Consider the following 12,693-nt stretch of genomic DNA (forward strand, 5'->3'; position numbering starts at 1 on the left):
TTCGTTGTTCCGCGCTGGCAGAGAATGACTATGCGGCGCGCGAAACGCCTCGATTCGCCGCAAAACGCATCCCGGCGCGACCGCTCACCAAACGTCAACAGCCCCTAGTGCGTGATCACCACCTTGCCGAAGTGGCGGCGCGCGTCGAAATGCTCAAACGCCGCGCGCGCCTGGTCGAAGGCGAAGGCCCGGTCTATCACCGGGCGCAGGCGATGCTGGCCGATGGCGCGCAGCATCGCCTCCAAGCCGTCGCGGTGGCCGACCGCGATGCGCCTGAGCGTGGCGCCGCTCATGAAGTAGCGCATGAAGTCCAGCGCCGCGCCGCCCTGGTCCAGAAAGCCGATCACCGCGATTTCGCCGCCCGCCGCGATGGCGGCCAGCGATTGTTCCAGCGTGCCCTGGCCGCCCACTTCGATGACCCAGTCCACGCCTTGTCCGCCAGTCAGCGCCCGCGCCCGCGCGCCCCAGTCCGGCGTGGCCTGGTAGTCGATGACCTCGTCGGCGCCCAGCGCCCGCAGCCGCTGCGCCTTGTCCGCGCTGGAGGTGGTGGCGATCACGTGCGCGCCCATCAGCTTGGCCAATTGCAGCGCGAACAGCGACACGCCGCCGGTGCCTTGCACCAGCACCGTGTCGCCGGCCTGCAGCGGCTTGGGTCCTGTCAGGGCGGTCCAGGCAGTCAGCGCGGCGCAGGGCAGCGCGGCGGCCTCGGCGTAGCTCAGATGATCCGGCACCCGGACCAGCGCCTCCTCGCGCACCGTCTTGTACTGGCACAGCCAGCCGTCCAGATTGCTGCCGTACTGGCGCGCGGCCTGCGCCAACGGGAACGGCCCGCCAAACCATTCCGGGAAGAAGGCGTTGCAGACGCGGTCGCCGACGGCGAAGCGGCGGCAGTCCTCGCCCAGCGCGACGATGTCGCCGGCGCCGTCGGACAGCGGAATCAACCCATCTTGCCAGCTCATCGGATAGTGGCCGTGCAGCAGCGCCAGGTCGCGGTAGTTCAACGAACTGGCGCGCACCCTGACCAGCACTTCGCCGCGGCCCGGTTGCGGCATGGCTTCGTCGTGTCGTTGCAAATGGTCGAGGGCGCCGAAGCGCGAAAAACGGTAGCTTTGCATCGTAATGGTCCTGTTGAGAAACAACGCTGCCATCTTGCCGCGGGCAAGCGGTATGATGAATGACTTGCCGTGCCGGCTTATTCACCATTCGTCTCAAACTGCCATGGACCTGCTGGAAAACCTGTTCACCGCCATGCGGGTGGAAAGCGCGCTGTACGCGCGACTGGAGGCGCGCGCGCCTTGGGGCATCGATTTTGCGCATCAAGTGTCCGCCCGTTTCGGCATCGTCGGCCATGGCCGTTGCTGGCTCAGCGGCGCCGGGCTGGACCAGCCGCTGGCGTTGGCGGCCGGCGATCTGTTCATCGTCAGCGGCGGCCAGCGCTTCAGCCTGCTGGACGCGCCGCAGCGCCCGGCCATCCCCTGCGAAGCGGTCTTCGCCGGCCGTACCGAGGGCCTGATTCGCTTTGGCGGCGAGGGCGATAAAACCGATGTCGTGTCCGGCCGTTTCGTATTCGATGCCGCCGCCGGCGCGCCGCTGATGGCGCTGTTGCCGCCGGTGCTGCATGTGCCGCTGGACGCCGAGCGGGCGCGCTTGCTCCAGGCCGCGCTGGAGATGATTGCGCGCGAGAATGCCGAGCCGGGGCTGGGCTCGCGGCTGGTGGTGCAGAAGCTGGTGGATGTGCTGCTGATCGAGGCGTTGCGGATTTATTGCCTGTCAGGCCGCGGCCAGGGCTGGCTGGGCGCGCTGTCGGACCCGCGCTTGTCGCCGCTGTTGCGCGCCTTGCATGCCGATCTGGCCGCGCCGTGGACGCTGCAGGCGATGGCCGCGCGCGCCGGCATGTCGCGTTCCGCCTTCGCCCGTTATTTCCGCCAACGGGTGGGCGACACGCCGCTGAATCATCTGACGGCCTGGCGCATCGACTGCGCGCGCGGCTTGCTGCGCGAGAGCCGGCTGCCGCTGGCTGAAGTGGCGGCGCGCGTCGGCTACGACAGCGACGCCGCCTTCCAGCGCGCGTTCAAGCGGCTGACCGGAATGCCGCCGGGCGAATACCGGCGGGCGGCGGCAGATTAGCCGCAGGCGGCGGCCAGCGCCGCCGCGGCCAGCGTCAGCGTGGTGTCGATGGCCGGCATGCCGCAATTGGCGTCGTTCAGCACCAAGGGCAGTTCGGTGCAGGCCAGCGCCACGCCATCGCACCCTTGGGCCTGCATGGACTGCACTACTTGCAGCAGCGCGGCCAGCGTTTCGTCGCTGGCGCGGCCGGTGGGCACCAGTTCGGAGAAAATCGCGCGCTGGATGATGGCCTGCTGCGCTTCGTCGGGGATCACTTCCTCGATGCCGCGGGCGGTGAGCGGCGCCTGGTACAGCCGGCGCGCCATGGTCCAGCGCGTGCCGAGTATCGCCACTCGTTTCAGGCCGCGCGCCGCGCAGGCGTCGGCCACCACGTCTAGCATGCTGATCAGCGGGATGGGCGAGCGGGCGCGGATATCGTCCACCACCAAGTGCACGGTGTTGGCCGGGATCACCGCCAGTTCGGCGCCGGCGCCGGCCAGGCGTTGCAGCGAGCCGACGATGGAGTCGGCTACCTTGTCCCAGCGGTCGTCGTCCTGGGCCTGGTGCACGATGCCGAAGTCCGGCTGGTCCAGCACAAAGCGCGGGTGGTGATGGGTGGGGAAGCGGTCTGCGCACAGACGATGGATCTTGGAGAGGCAATCGACGGCGCCGGGCACGGTCACGCCGGCGATGCCTATGGTTTTTGCTGTCATGATTTGGTCAGTTAAGCGGCGCCGCATGCCGGCGCCAATCGGCGCAGTCTACGCATCAGTCATTAAAATGACAATGTCTCATACCCGTCCCAGGTGTCGCCGGCGCGCAGCCGGCGGATGAAGGCATTCAGCGGCATCGGTTTGGCGATGTAGTAGCCCTGCAGCCAGCCGACGCCGAGCTGGCACAGGTAGTCGAACTGCTCGGCGGTTTCCACTCCTTCCGCCACCGTATCCAGGCCCAGTTTGGCCGCCAGTTCGGCCACGCTGTCCACGATGTGGGCCGACAGCCCGTCGCTGCCGATGCCGGCGACGAAGCTTTGATCTATCTTCAGTCCGTCCACCGCCAACTGGTGCAGATAAACCAGGCTGGAGTGGCCGGTGCCGAAATCGTCCAGCGCGATGGTGATGCCCAGCGCATGCAGCTGGCGGAACAAGGCCTCCACTTCCGGCGTGATGGCGATGATTTCGCGTTCGGTCAGCTCCAGCGTCAGCGTCGCGCCGCAGCCGGCCAGCGCGCGCTGCCAGCTCTCGCAGTCGCTATAGAAACGCGGATCGTCCAGATGGGCGCGGCTGATGTTCAGCCCCAGATGGAAACCGTCCGGCAGCCGCAGCGCGGCCAGTTGCCGCAGCAGCCGGTTCATCATGCTGCGCGTCATCGGCACGATCATCCCGCTCTCCTCCGCGCGCGGGATGAACAGATCGGGACGGATCAAGCCCTCGCGCGGATGGCGCCAGCGCATCAATACCTCCGCCCCCTGCCAGCCGGCCTGCCTGGGCCTGACGATGGGCTGCAGGAAGCCTTCGAATTCTTCGTTGTCCAGCGCGCGCAGCAGCTCCTCGGTTGGCGAGGCCGGCCGCCCCAGCAGGGCGTACAGCGTGGCGCCGGCCAACAGGCTCAGTGCGGCCACGACCAGCAGCAGCGCGGCATGGTGCTGCCACAGCACCCAGTGGCCGGCGGGCAGCGCGTAGCCGGTGGAAACCGAATACGGATAGCGCGCGGACTGCCGCTGCGCCTGAATCTGGGTGGGATGCGGCGGCTTGCCCTCGCCGGTTTTATGCGGGCCTAGCCAGCGCGTGCCCACGATCAGGTAGACCGGGCCTTCGTCGCTGGCGTCCTGCAACGCCAGCTGCAGGTAGCGGCCATCCACTGCCGACAGCGCATCGCCATGCTCGCCGCGCAGCCGGAAATGCAGCACCGGCACATCCGGCGTGGTGCGGTTGCCGGGCAGCAGCCGCAAGACGCCGGCGACGAATGGCGTGCTATAGGGCTTGGGGTCGGGAATAGGACCCGATAGCGAGGTGCAATAGATCGCGTCGTCGCGCAGCAGCGCGGTGCTGCGCACGAAGGGCACGATGGTGGCCTGGCGGCGCAGCTCCTGTTCGGCGTCTTCGCAGCGGCTGCCGGCCAGCGGCAGGATGGCGCGGCTCGCCAGCTGGGCCTGATCGAGGATCTCGTCCAGCTGGATCTGGGCCTGTGTCACCTGTTGTTCGGCTTGGCGCCGCAGGTCCTGCTTTTCTTGCCATATCAGGGTGGGAATGATGGCCAGCAAGGGCAGCGCGCCGACCAGCAGGCTGGCCAGCAGATGCGACACGCGGTGTTGGCGGCGTGGATGCAAGGGATTCATCGCGTCTCCGCGACAGGACCCCCCGCGTCCTCAAGGCTGATCCGCCGCAATTTGGTTTTAAATAAACGTTTTATATTAAACCAGAAATGCAAAAACCCTCCGGGCGGAGGGTTGTGGCGGACGCGGGGCGGGCTTATGCCAGCCGTGCGCGGTGGCGTTCGATCTGCGCCCTTACCTGGGTCGGCGCGGTCCCGCCGACGTGGTCGCGCTGCGCCAGGCTGCCTTCCGGTGTCAGTACGGTATAGACATCCTCGGCGATCAGCGCACTGAAGCCCTGCAGTACCGGCAGCGCCAGCTCGGACAGATCGACGCCCTGCTGTTCGGCATGGCGCACCGCCAGCGCCACCACTTCGTGGCTGTCGCGGAAGGGCAGGCCCTTTTTCACCAGGTAGTCGGCCAGATCGGTGGCGGTGGCGTAACCCTGCAGCACGGCGGCGCGCATCGCCTCCGGCTTCACCGTCACGCCGCGCATCATGTCGGCGTAGATGCGCAAGGTGGTCTGCAGCGTATCCACGGTATCGAACAAGGGTTCCTTGTCTTCCTGATTGTCCTTGTTGTAAGCCAAGGGCTGGGCCTTCATCAGCGTGATCAGCGCGATCAGGTGGCCCACCACGCGGCCGGACTTGCCGCGCACCAGCTCCGGCACGTCCGGATTCTTCTTCTGCGGCATGATGGACGAGCCGGTGCAGAAGCGGTCGGCGATGTCGATGAAGCCGACGCGCGGGCTCATCCACAGGATCAGTTCTTCCGACAGCCGCGACAGGTGGAGCATCGCCAGGCTGGCGGCGGCGGTGAATTCGATGGCGAAGTCGCGGTCGGACACGGCGTCCAGCGAGTTGTGGCACACGTCGTCGAAGCCCAGCAGGCCGGCGGTGTAGTGGCGGTCTATCGGATAGGTGGTGCCGGCCAATGCCGCCGCGCCCAAGGGCAGGCGATTGACGCGCTTGCGGCAGTCCTGCATCCGCTCGGCGTCACGCGCCAGCATTTCGACATAAGCCAGCAGGTGGTGGCCAAAGGTGACCGGCTGCGCCACCTGCAGGTGGGTGAAGCCCGGCATCACGGTGGCGGCGTGCTGTTCGGCCAGATCCAGCAAGCTCAGCTGCAGCTCGGCCAGCAGGCCGACGGTGGCGTCGATCTCGCCGCGCAGCCACAGCCGGATGTCGGTGGCGACCTGGTCGTTGCGGCTGCGGCCGGTGTGCAGACGCTTGCCGGCGTCGCCGATGCGGTCAGTCAGCCGGCGTTCGATATTCATGTGCACGTCTTCCAGATCGACGCTCCACTCCAGCTTGCCGGCGCGGATCTCGGCGCGGATTTCGGCCATGCCTCGTCTGATCGCTTCCAGATCGGCGTCGCTGAGCACGCCGGATCGATTCAGCATCGCGGCGTGCGCCAGCGAGCCTTCGATGTCCACCTCGGCCAGTCGGTAGTCGAAGCCGATGGAGGCGGTGTAGTGCTTGACGAGTTCGGAAACCGGCTCGGAAAAGCGGCCGGACCAGGCGTGTTGGTCTTGCATGGCGTTGCGTCCCACTGGTGATCGTGCAAAGACCCCTACTATGCCAGCCGCCACCGCGCGCGGCCAGTGCCGATTTTTGCTAGCGAATCCGGGTGTGTTCGAAAGCCAGCAGGCGGGAGATGGTGCCGTCGGCCAGCATGGCGCGCAGCGTGTGTTCAAATTCGGCTTTTTCCGGCTGCAATGGCGAATGGCGCGCCAGGGCCAGTCGGTTGGGATGGGGATTGTCCAGCGTCAGCCGCGCGCGCTGCACCCGGCCGGTGAATTCCTCGCTGGATGCCAGCAGCGCGCTTTGCTGTTCGTTGTCTATCAGCACATCGATGCGGCCGGCCACCAGCTTGCGAAAGCTCGATTCCGCCGTCGGCCCGGCGTCGCGGCGGATGCGGCCATCGGCATCGAATTGCGGCTGGTATTGCACGCCTTCCACCACGCCCACCGTCAGCGGCAGCAGGTCGGAATAATGGCTGATGTCGCGGCTGTCGCCGCTGCGCTGATACAACGCCAGCCGGTTGTCGTTGGCGAACGGCGGATCCAGGAAATCCAGATAGCGCGCCCGTTGCGGCGTGTTCTGCACGCCTATCATCAGGTCGGCCTTGCCATTCTGCATGGCCGCCAGGCAGCGCGACAACGGGCAAGGGAGGAAACGCAGCGAGAGATGCATGCGCCGCGCCAGCTCGCGCACGATATCGGTGTACGGACCGGTCGGCCGGCCTTGGCTGTCGAACGTTTTCCAGGGCGCAAACGCGTTGTAGGCGAAAACCAGCGTTTGCGGCGCGGCCGGCGCGGCGGCAAGCGCCGAGGCGGACAGAACGAACAGCAACAGGGCGGTCAGTTTCTTCACGGTGGTTTTGCTTGGAAATGTTTTCAGCAATCCTATCCGGTAATTGCGAATGACATGATTTTTGTTGTTGCCAGATGCGCTTGGCTGTTGCAAAAAGGCTGCTTTCGGTGTTTTGTCATTTTTGGCGTGGCGTGCGGCAAGGCGCGCACGAGATGCAAAAGCCCGCGCCAAGGCGCGGGCTTTTGTTTGGCTGTCGCACAATCAGTGCTGCAGGATCTTGGACAGGAAATGGCGCGCGCGCTCGCTGCGGGCGTCCAGATTGCCGAAGAACTCTTCCTTGGCGCAGTCTTCGACGATGCGGCCCTGATCCATGAAGATCACGCGATCGGCCACGCGGCGGGCGAAGCCCATCTCGTGCGTCACGCACATCATGGTCATGCCTTCGTGCGCCAGGCCTGTCATCACGTCCAGCACCTCGTTGATCATCTCCGGGTCCAGCGCGGAAGTCGGCTCGTCGAACAGCATGGCGATCGGGTCCATGGCCAGCGCGCGGGCGATGGCCACCCGCTGCTGCTGGCCGCCGGACAGCTGGCCGGGGTGCTTGTCGGCTTGCTCCTTCAGGCCGACGCGGTCCAGCAGCTTCAGGCCCTTGTCCACCGCCTCGTCGCGGCTGCGGCCCAGCACCTTGATCTGGGCGATGGCAAGGTTTTCGGTAATGGTGAGGTGCGGGAACAGTTCGAAGTGCTGAAACACCATGCCGACGCGGCTGCGCAGCTTGGGCAGGTCGGTTTTCGGATTGCCCACCGAGATGCCGTCGACGACGATCTCGCCCTGCTGGAACGCCTCCAGCCCATTGACGCACTTGATCAGGGTGGACTTGCCGGAGCCGGACGGCCCGCATACGACCACCACCTCGCCCTTGGCGACCTCGGTGGTGCAGTCGGTCAGCACCTGGAAGTCGCCATACCATTTGCTGACCTTGTTCAGCGAAATCATTGCAGTCATACAGCCAACCTTTGTTGCAGGCGCTTCACCAAACGCGAAGCGCTAAAACTGATTACGAAGTAGACCACGCCGGCGAATATCAGGAATTCGTGCGGCAGGCCGACGATGTCGCCCTTGGAGCGGGCGGTATTCAGAAAATCCATCAGTCCGACAGCGTATACCAGAGACGTGTCCTGGAACAGGATGATGGACTGCTGCAAGAGCAGCGGCAGCATCTTGCGCAGCGCCTGCGGCAGCACGATCAGCACCATCACTTGGTGATAGCGCATGCCCAGCGCGTAGGCGGCATTGGGCTGGCCTTTCGGTATCGCCTGGATGCCGGCGCGGACGATCTCGGCGAAATACGCCGCCTCGAACATCACGAATGCGGTGAGGCAGGAGGTGAAGGCACCCACCGGCTCCAGGCTGCCGGTGATCCGGTTCAGCAGCAGCGGCACCGCCAGGTAGAACCAGGAGATCACCAGCAAGAGCGGAATGGAGCGGAAATAATAGATGTAGGCCGTGGCCAGCGCCGACAGCGGCTTGAAGTCGGACAAGCGCGCCAGCGCCAGCAGGATGCCGAGCAGCACGCCGCCTGCCACGCCGCCGGCCAGCATCTTCAGCGTCAGCAGCATGCCTTGGCTCAGGCCGGGCAAGGCGGGGATGATTTGACTGAAATCCATCATTTGCCCCCCATCATGCCGGGCACCCTGAGCTTCTTCTCCAGCCCGTTCATCAGCAGCATCAGGCTCATATTGAGCACGAAGTAGATGACGGTGGCCAGGGTGAAAGCCTCGAAGATATTCGCGGAATATTCGGCGGTCTGCCGGGTTTGCGCCAGCAACTCCATCAGCCCGATCAGCGACGCCACCGAGGAGTTCTTGATGATGTTCAGGAACTCGCTGGTCAAGGGCGGGATGATGACGCGCAGCGCCTGCGGCAGCAGCACATGGCGGTAGGTTTGCGCCTGCGAGAAGCCCATCGCCATCGCCGCGTTGCGCTGGCCGCGCGGCAACGCCTCGATGCCGGTGCGCACCTGCTCCGCCACGCGGGCGGCGGTGAACAGGCCCAGGCACACCACCACCGACAGGAACTGCGAGGTGGTCGGCGACAGATCCTGCTTGTACCAGATCTGCGCGCCCTCCGGCAGCAGGTCCGGCACCAGGAAGTACCAGATGAACAGCTGCACCAGCAGCGGCACATTGCGGAACAAATCGATATAAGCGGCGGCGAGCGCGGCCGGCCAGCGCTTGGGCAGCGTGCGCGCCACGCCGACCGCCGTGCCGATGGCGAGCGCGATGATCCAGCCGCTCAGCGCGACCGCCAGGGTCCAGTACAGTCCGCTGGCAAACCAATTGAGATAGATTTCGCTACCGACGCCGGTAGGCTTGAAGAAGATTCCCCAGTCCCAGTGATAATTCATGGCAACCACTCCCAGCCGCGCGGTCGGCAGACGGCGCGGCGATTGATGCCCCTGCCGGCCTAAGACGGCCGCGCAGGGTGAAACCGCCGCCTGCTTGGGCAGGCGGCTTGGCGTTCAAAGCTTCAGGGCGAAGGCCGCAGGCGCGGCCGGGCCGGCTTACTCGGCAGGCTTGTCGGTCGGTTTGGCCAGCAGCGCCTTGAGCTCGTCGGACATCGGGAAGTTGAGGTTCAGGCCTTTCGGCGGCACCGGGCTGGTAAACCACTTGGCGTAGATCTTGTTGATCTCGCCGGACTTGAAGGTATTGGTCAGCGCGGTGTCCACCACCTTCTTGAAGGCCGGGTCGTCCTTGCGCAGCATGCAGCCGTAGATTTCATACGACTGCGACTTGCCGGTCACGGTCCAGTTGGCCGGGTTCTTGGCCTTGGCCATTTCGCCGTACAACAGCGCGTCGTCCATCATGAAGGCGACGGCGCGGCCGGATTCCAGCATCAGGAACGATTCGCCGTGGTCCTTGGCGGAGATGACGTTCATGCCCAGGTTCTTGCTGGCGTTCATGGCCTTGATCAGGCGTTCGGACGTGGTGCCGGCGGTGGTGACCACGTTTTTGCCCTTCAGATCCGGGAAGTCCTTGATGCCGGAGGTCTTGGCCGTCAGCAAGCGGGTGCCGATCTCGAAGATGCCAACCGAGAACGCCACTTGCTTGCCGCGTTCGGCGTTATTGGTGGTAGAGCCGCACTCCAAGTCCACCGTGCCGTTCTGCACCAGCGGGATGCGGGTCTGCGAGGTCACCAGGTTGTAGCGCACCTGCAGGTTCGGCATCTTCAGTTCTTTCTTGACCTCGTCCACCACTTTATTGGCGAGGTCCACCGAATAGCCGATCGGCTTCTGGTTGTTGTCGTAGTACGAGAACGGGATGGACGAATCGCGGTTGCCCAGCACGATCACGCCGGATTCCTTGATCTTCTTCAGCGTGCCGGTCAGCTCGGCCGCGCCTGCAGGCAGGGAGGCCAGTGCGGCCAGGGTACATCCGGCGATGACGGAGGTGCGGATATGCATGGAGTTTCTCCTTATAGACTCTCTTTGCGGGGAGGTTGGCGCCGCTGGGGCGGCGCCTTGATCTTCTTTTTAGTGATTGTCTGACAGTATGCTGATATTTTTTGTTTGTGTCAGGACTGAATGCCTTTGTCAGACAAATGGTTGGCCAGGCGGACATAGTCCTCCACCGGCAGATTCTCCGGACGCAGGCCCGGATCGATGCCCAGCGCGTCCAGATCGGCCACGTCGACCAGGCCCTTGAGATTGTTGCGCAGCGTTTTGCGGCGCTGGGCAAAGGCCTGGATCACCAGTTTTTCCAGCATCGCCTCATCGCGCGCCACTCCGCAGCGGCCCGGCGCCGGAATCATCCGCACCACGGCGGAATCGACCTTCGGCGGCGGCCAGAATGCTTCCGGCGGCACGAACAGGATGTTTTCCATATAGAAGCGGTATTGCAGCATGACGGACAGCCGGCCGTAATCGGCGGTGGACGGCTCGGCCACCATGCGCTCGATCACTTCCTTCTGCAGCATGAAGTGCATGTCCAGCACGCGGTTGCCGTAGCTGGCCAGGTGGAACAGCAGCGGCGTGGAGATGTTGTACGGCAGGTTGCCGACGATCTTCAGCGGCTGCTGGCTGACCGAGGCGAAATCGAAGGCCAGCGCGTCGCCGGCGTGGATGGTCAGCTTGTCGGCCGGGTGCTCGGCCTTGAGCCGCTCGATGATGTCGCGGTCGATTTCCACCACATGCAGGTGCTTGAGACGCGCCAGCAGCGGTTTGGTGATGGCGCCCAGGCCGGGGCCGATTTCGATGACGATGTCGTCCGGTTGCGGATTGACCGCGTGGACGATGCCGGCGATGACGCTGGCGTCCTGCAGGAAGTTCTGCCCGAAACGCTTGCGCGGGATGTGATTGCTCATGAATTTGCCAAATCTTGGAACAGCCGCGATTGTACTCGCGCCGCGGCAAATGTCCCAAGCGATTCAGGCAGTTGGCCTGATTTTCCGCGGCGTGGTTGGAAAATCAGGAACCGGCGCTCAGGCGCCCGCCGGCGCCGGCACCCCTGGTTGGCGCAGGGCCAGAGCGCAGCCGGCGGACAGCAGCAGCGCCGCTCCGGCCAGCGCCCACTCGCCCGGCACGGGCAAGGCGGCCAGTCCGGCGGACAGCGCGGCGGCGAACAGCATCTGGCTGCAGCCCAACAACGCGGCGGCGCGGCCGGCGGCATGGCTGAACGGCGCCATCGCCAGGCTGCTGGCCGGCCCCAAGGTGAAGGCGAAGCCCACGCTCAACACCGCCACCGGCCCCATGTAATGCCAGGCTTCGCCGCGGCCGGAAAGCGCCAGCAGCAGCAAGCCGGCCAAGGCCATCAGGCTGAGCCCGCAGTGCAGCAGCGTCTGCAGCGAAAAACGGCCGATCAGCCGCAGGCTGGCGAAGCTGGCGGCCATGATCAACAAGGCATTGGCGCCGAACAACAGGCCAAAGGTGGTGGCGTCCATCCCGCCGCGGGCGATCAGCACGCCGGGGGCCAGCGTGACGTAGCTCAGGATCATGCCCAGCGCGGCGCAGCTGCAGGCGCCGTATCGCAGCAGTTCCGGATGGCGCAGCAAATCGGCGCTGCCGATGCGCTCGGCCCGCGGCGGCGCGGCGGGGCGCGTCTCCGGCATGCGCCAGGCCAGGACGGCGAACGCGGCCAAGGCCAGCGCCGCCAGCAGCTGGAAACAGGACGGCCAGCCGTATTGCCGGATCAACAAGCCGCCCAGTGTCGGCGCCAGCGCCGGCACGATGTTGAGCGTGCCGTTGAGCAGGCTGTAGCGGCGGGCGGCCGCGTGGCCGGAGTAGCAGTCGCGGATCAGGGTGAAGGCGCATACCGTGCTGGCGCTGGCGCCCAGGCCCTGCAGCATGCGCGCCAGCATGAAACCGGACAGGGCGCCGCTGCGGCTGGCCAGCAGGGAGGCGGCGGCATAGACCAGCAGGCCGCCCAGCGCGACCGGCCGGCGGCCGATGCGGTCCGCCAGCGGCCCGAACAGCAGCTGGCCCAGGCCCAGGCTGAATACGAAGGCGCCGATGCTGGCCGAGGCGTCGGCATGGAATTGGCTGTGCAGCTGGGGCAGCGCCGGCAGGTAGAGATCAATGCCCAGCGGGTTGAACAGGATCAGCAAAATGGCGACGGCAGTGGCCAAATTGGCGTGACGGGCGTTGAGGCGGACGTGCGGCATGGCGCGAGACGGCTGGCGGAAAATAGCCATGATACCAAAACAGTCTATTTATGCTCAATTTGCATAAAATAAATCATTGGTAAGATTGATGGCATGAACGCGCACTAGGGGCTGTTGACGTTTGGTGGGCGGTCGCGCCGGGATGCGTTTTGCGGCGAATCGAGGCGTTTCGCGCGCCGCATAGTCATTCTCTGCCAGCGCGGAACAACGAAGAGTCGGCGCGAAAGGCGCCCGGCCCTGCGGGTTTGGCCGCTTTGGGCCGGAAGCAAGGCGCACAGTCCGCCGCATAGTCATTCTATG

General features: G+C 65.5%; 12 protein-coding genes. 1 reads left to right on the plus strand and 11 read right to left on the minus strand.

What is annotated here, in order from left to right; translation table 11 throughout:
• Nucleotides 1-104 precede the first annotated feature (104 nt).
• On the minus strand, nucleotides 105-1,115 hold the full coding sequence (locus C2134_RS02065; RefSeq protein ID WP_103317154.1) for a zinc-dependent alcohol dehydrogenase family protein: 1,011 nt from the start codon (nucleotides 1,113-1,115) through the stop codon (nucleotides 105-107).
• A gap of 103 nt (nucleotides 1,116-1,218) precedes the next feature.
• Between C2134_RS02065 and C2134_RS02070 the strand changes: the two genes are divergently transcribed.
• Complete coding sequence (locus C2134_RS02070) at nucleotides 1,219-2,127, plus strand: AraC family transcriptional regulator (protein ID WP_158248670.1); 909 nt, start codon at nucleotides 1,219-1,221, stop codon at nucleotides 2,125-2,127.
• Here the strand turns inward: C2134_RS02070 and C2134_RS02075 are convergent.
• The 10 genes from C2134_RS02075 to C2134_RS02120 all read right to left on the minus strand — a co-directional run bounded on the left by C2134_RS02075 (nucleotide 2,124) and on the right by C2134_RS02120 (nucleotide 12,423).
• Nucleotides 2,124-2,819 carry an aspartate/glutamate racemase family protein gene (locus C2134_RS02075; protein WP_158248671.1) on the minus strand — a complete coding sequence of 232 codons (696 nt, stop codon included), beginning with the start codon at nucleotides 2,817-2,819 and terminating at the stop codon, nucleotides 2,124-2,126. The two genes, C2134_RS02070 and C2134_RS02075, sit on opposite strands and share 4 nt — an antisense overlap.
• Nucleotides 2,820-2,881: 62 nt before the next feature.
• Nucleotides 2,882-4,444, minus strand: a complete 1,563-nt coding sequence (locus tag C2134_RS02080; RefSeq protein WP_103317159.1) for an EAL domain-containing protein — start codon at nucleotides 4,442-4,444, stop codon at nucleotides 2,882-2,884.
• Between the two features lie 133 nt (nucleotides 4,445-4,577).
• Nucleotides 4,578-5,957, minus strand: coding sequence for an argininosuccinate lyase (gene argH, locus C2134_RS02085; RefSeq protein WP_103317161.1), 1,380 nt, complete (start codon nucleotides 5,955-5,957; stop codon nucleotides 4,578-4,580).
• A 79-nt stretch (nucleotides 5,958-6,036) separates the two neighbouring features.
• The gene (locus tag C2134_RS02090) at nucleotides 6,037-6,795 is read right to left on the minus strand and encodes a substrate-binding periplasmic protein (RefSeq protein WP_158248672.1); all 759 of its coding nucleotides are present in this window, start codon (nucleotides 6,793-6,795) and stop codon (nucleotides 6,037-6,039) included.
• A gap of 201 nt (nucleotides 6,796-6,996) precedes the next feature.
• Nucleotides 6,997-7,731: an amino acid ABC transporter ATP-binding protein gene (locus C2134_RS02095; RefSeq protein ID WP_103317164.1), complete on the minus strand. Its 735-nt coding sequence runs from the start codon at nucleotides 7,729-7,731 to the stop codon at nucleotides 6,997-6,999.
• Between the two features lie 5 nt (nucleotides 7,732-7,736).
• Nucleotides 7,737-8,405, minus strand: a complete 669-nt coding sequence (locus C2134_RS02100; RefSeq protein ID WP_199179855.1) for an amino acid ABC transporter permease — start codon at nucleotides 8,403-8,405, stop codon at nucleotides 7,737-7,739.
• Nucleotides 8,402-9,142 (minus strand): amino acid ABC transporter permease, encoded by a 741-nt coding sequence (locus C2134_RS02105; RefSeq protein WP_103317166.1) that lies wholly within the window; start codon nucleotides 9,140-9,142, stop codon nucleotides 8,402-8,404. The genes C2134_RS02100 and C2134_RS02105 overlap by 4 nt, the downstream gene beginning before the upstream one ends.
• A gap of 156 nt (nucleotides 9,143-9,298) precedes the next feature.
• On the minus strand, nucleotides 9,299-10,198 hold the full coding sequence (locus C2134_RS02110; RefSeq protein WP_103317167.1) for a glutamate/aspartate ABC transporter substrate-binding protein: 900 nt from the start codon (nucleotides 10,196-10,198) through the stop codon (nucleotides 9,299-9,301).
• Between the two features lie 110 nt (nucleotides 10,199-10,308).
• Nucleotides 10,309-11,097, minus strand: coding sequence for a 16S rRNA (adenine(1518)-N(6)/adenine(1519)-N(6))-dimethyltransferase RsmA (rsmA, locus tag C2134_RS02115; protein WP_103317169.1), 789 nt, complete (start codon nucleotides 11,095-11,097; stop codon nucleotides 10,309-10,311).
• A 117-nt stretch (nucleotides 11,098-11,214) separates the two neighbouring features.
• The gene (locus C2134_RS02120) at nucleotides 11,215-12,423 is read right to left on the minus strand and encodes a multidrug effflux MFS transporter (protein ID WP_103317171.1); all 1,209 of its coding nucleotides are present in this window, start codon (nucleotides 12,421-12,423) and stop codon (nucleotides 11,215-11,217) included.
• Nucleotides 12,424-12,693: the final 270 nt, after the last annotated feature.

This window comes from Chromobacterium sinusclupearum (genome assembly GCF_002902845.1).
Lineage (GTDB): Bacteria > Pseudomonadota > Gammaproteobacteria > Burkholderiales > Chromobacteriaceae > Chromobacterium > Chromobacterium sinusclupearum.

Coding starts and splice junctions, on each gene's coding strand:
- C2134_RS02070 (WP_158248670.1), top strand. CDS start 1,219: ATGGACCTGCTGGAAAACCTGTTCACCGCCATGCGGGTGGAAAGCGCG.
- C2134_RS02120 (WP_103317171.1), bottom strand. CDS start 12,423: ATGGCTATTTTCCGCCAGCCGTCTCGCGCCATGCCGCACGTCCGCCTC.
- C2134_RS02095 (WP_103317164.1), bottom strand. CDS start 7,731: ATGATTTCGCTGAACAAGGTCAGCAAATGGTATGGCGACTTCCAGGTG.
- C2134_RS02100 (WP_199179855.1), bottom strand. CDS start 8,405: ATGATGGATTTCAGTCAAATCATCCCCGCCTTGCCCGGCCTGAGCCAA.
- C2134_RS02105 (WP_103317166.1), bottom strand. CDS start 9,142: ATGAATTATCACTGGGACTGGGGAATCTTCTTCAAGCCTACCGGCGTC.
- rsmA (WP_103317169.1), bottom strand. CDS start 11,097: ATGAGCAATCACATCCCGCGCAAGCGTTTCGGGCAGAACTTCCTGCAG.
- C2134_RS02110 (WP_103317167.1), bottom strand. CDS start 10,198: ATGCATATCCGCACCTCCGTCATCGCCGGATGTACCCTGGCCGCACTG.
- C2134_RS02075 (WP_158248671.1), bottom strand. CDS start 2,819: ATGACAGCAAAAACCATAGGCATCGCCGGCGTGACCGTGCCCGGCGCC.
- argH (WP_103317161.1), bottom strand. CDS start 5,957: ATGCAAGACCAACACGCCTGGTCCGGCCGCTTTTCCGAGCCGGTTTCC.
- C2134_RS02065 (WP_103317154.1), bottom strand. CDS start 1,115: ATGCAAAGCTACCGTTTTTCGCGCTTCGGCGCCCTCGACCATTTGCAA.
- C2134_RS02080 (WP_103317159.1), bottom strand. CDS start 4,444: ATGAATCCCTTGCATCCACGCCGCCAACACCGCGTGTCGCATCTGCTG.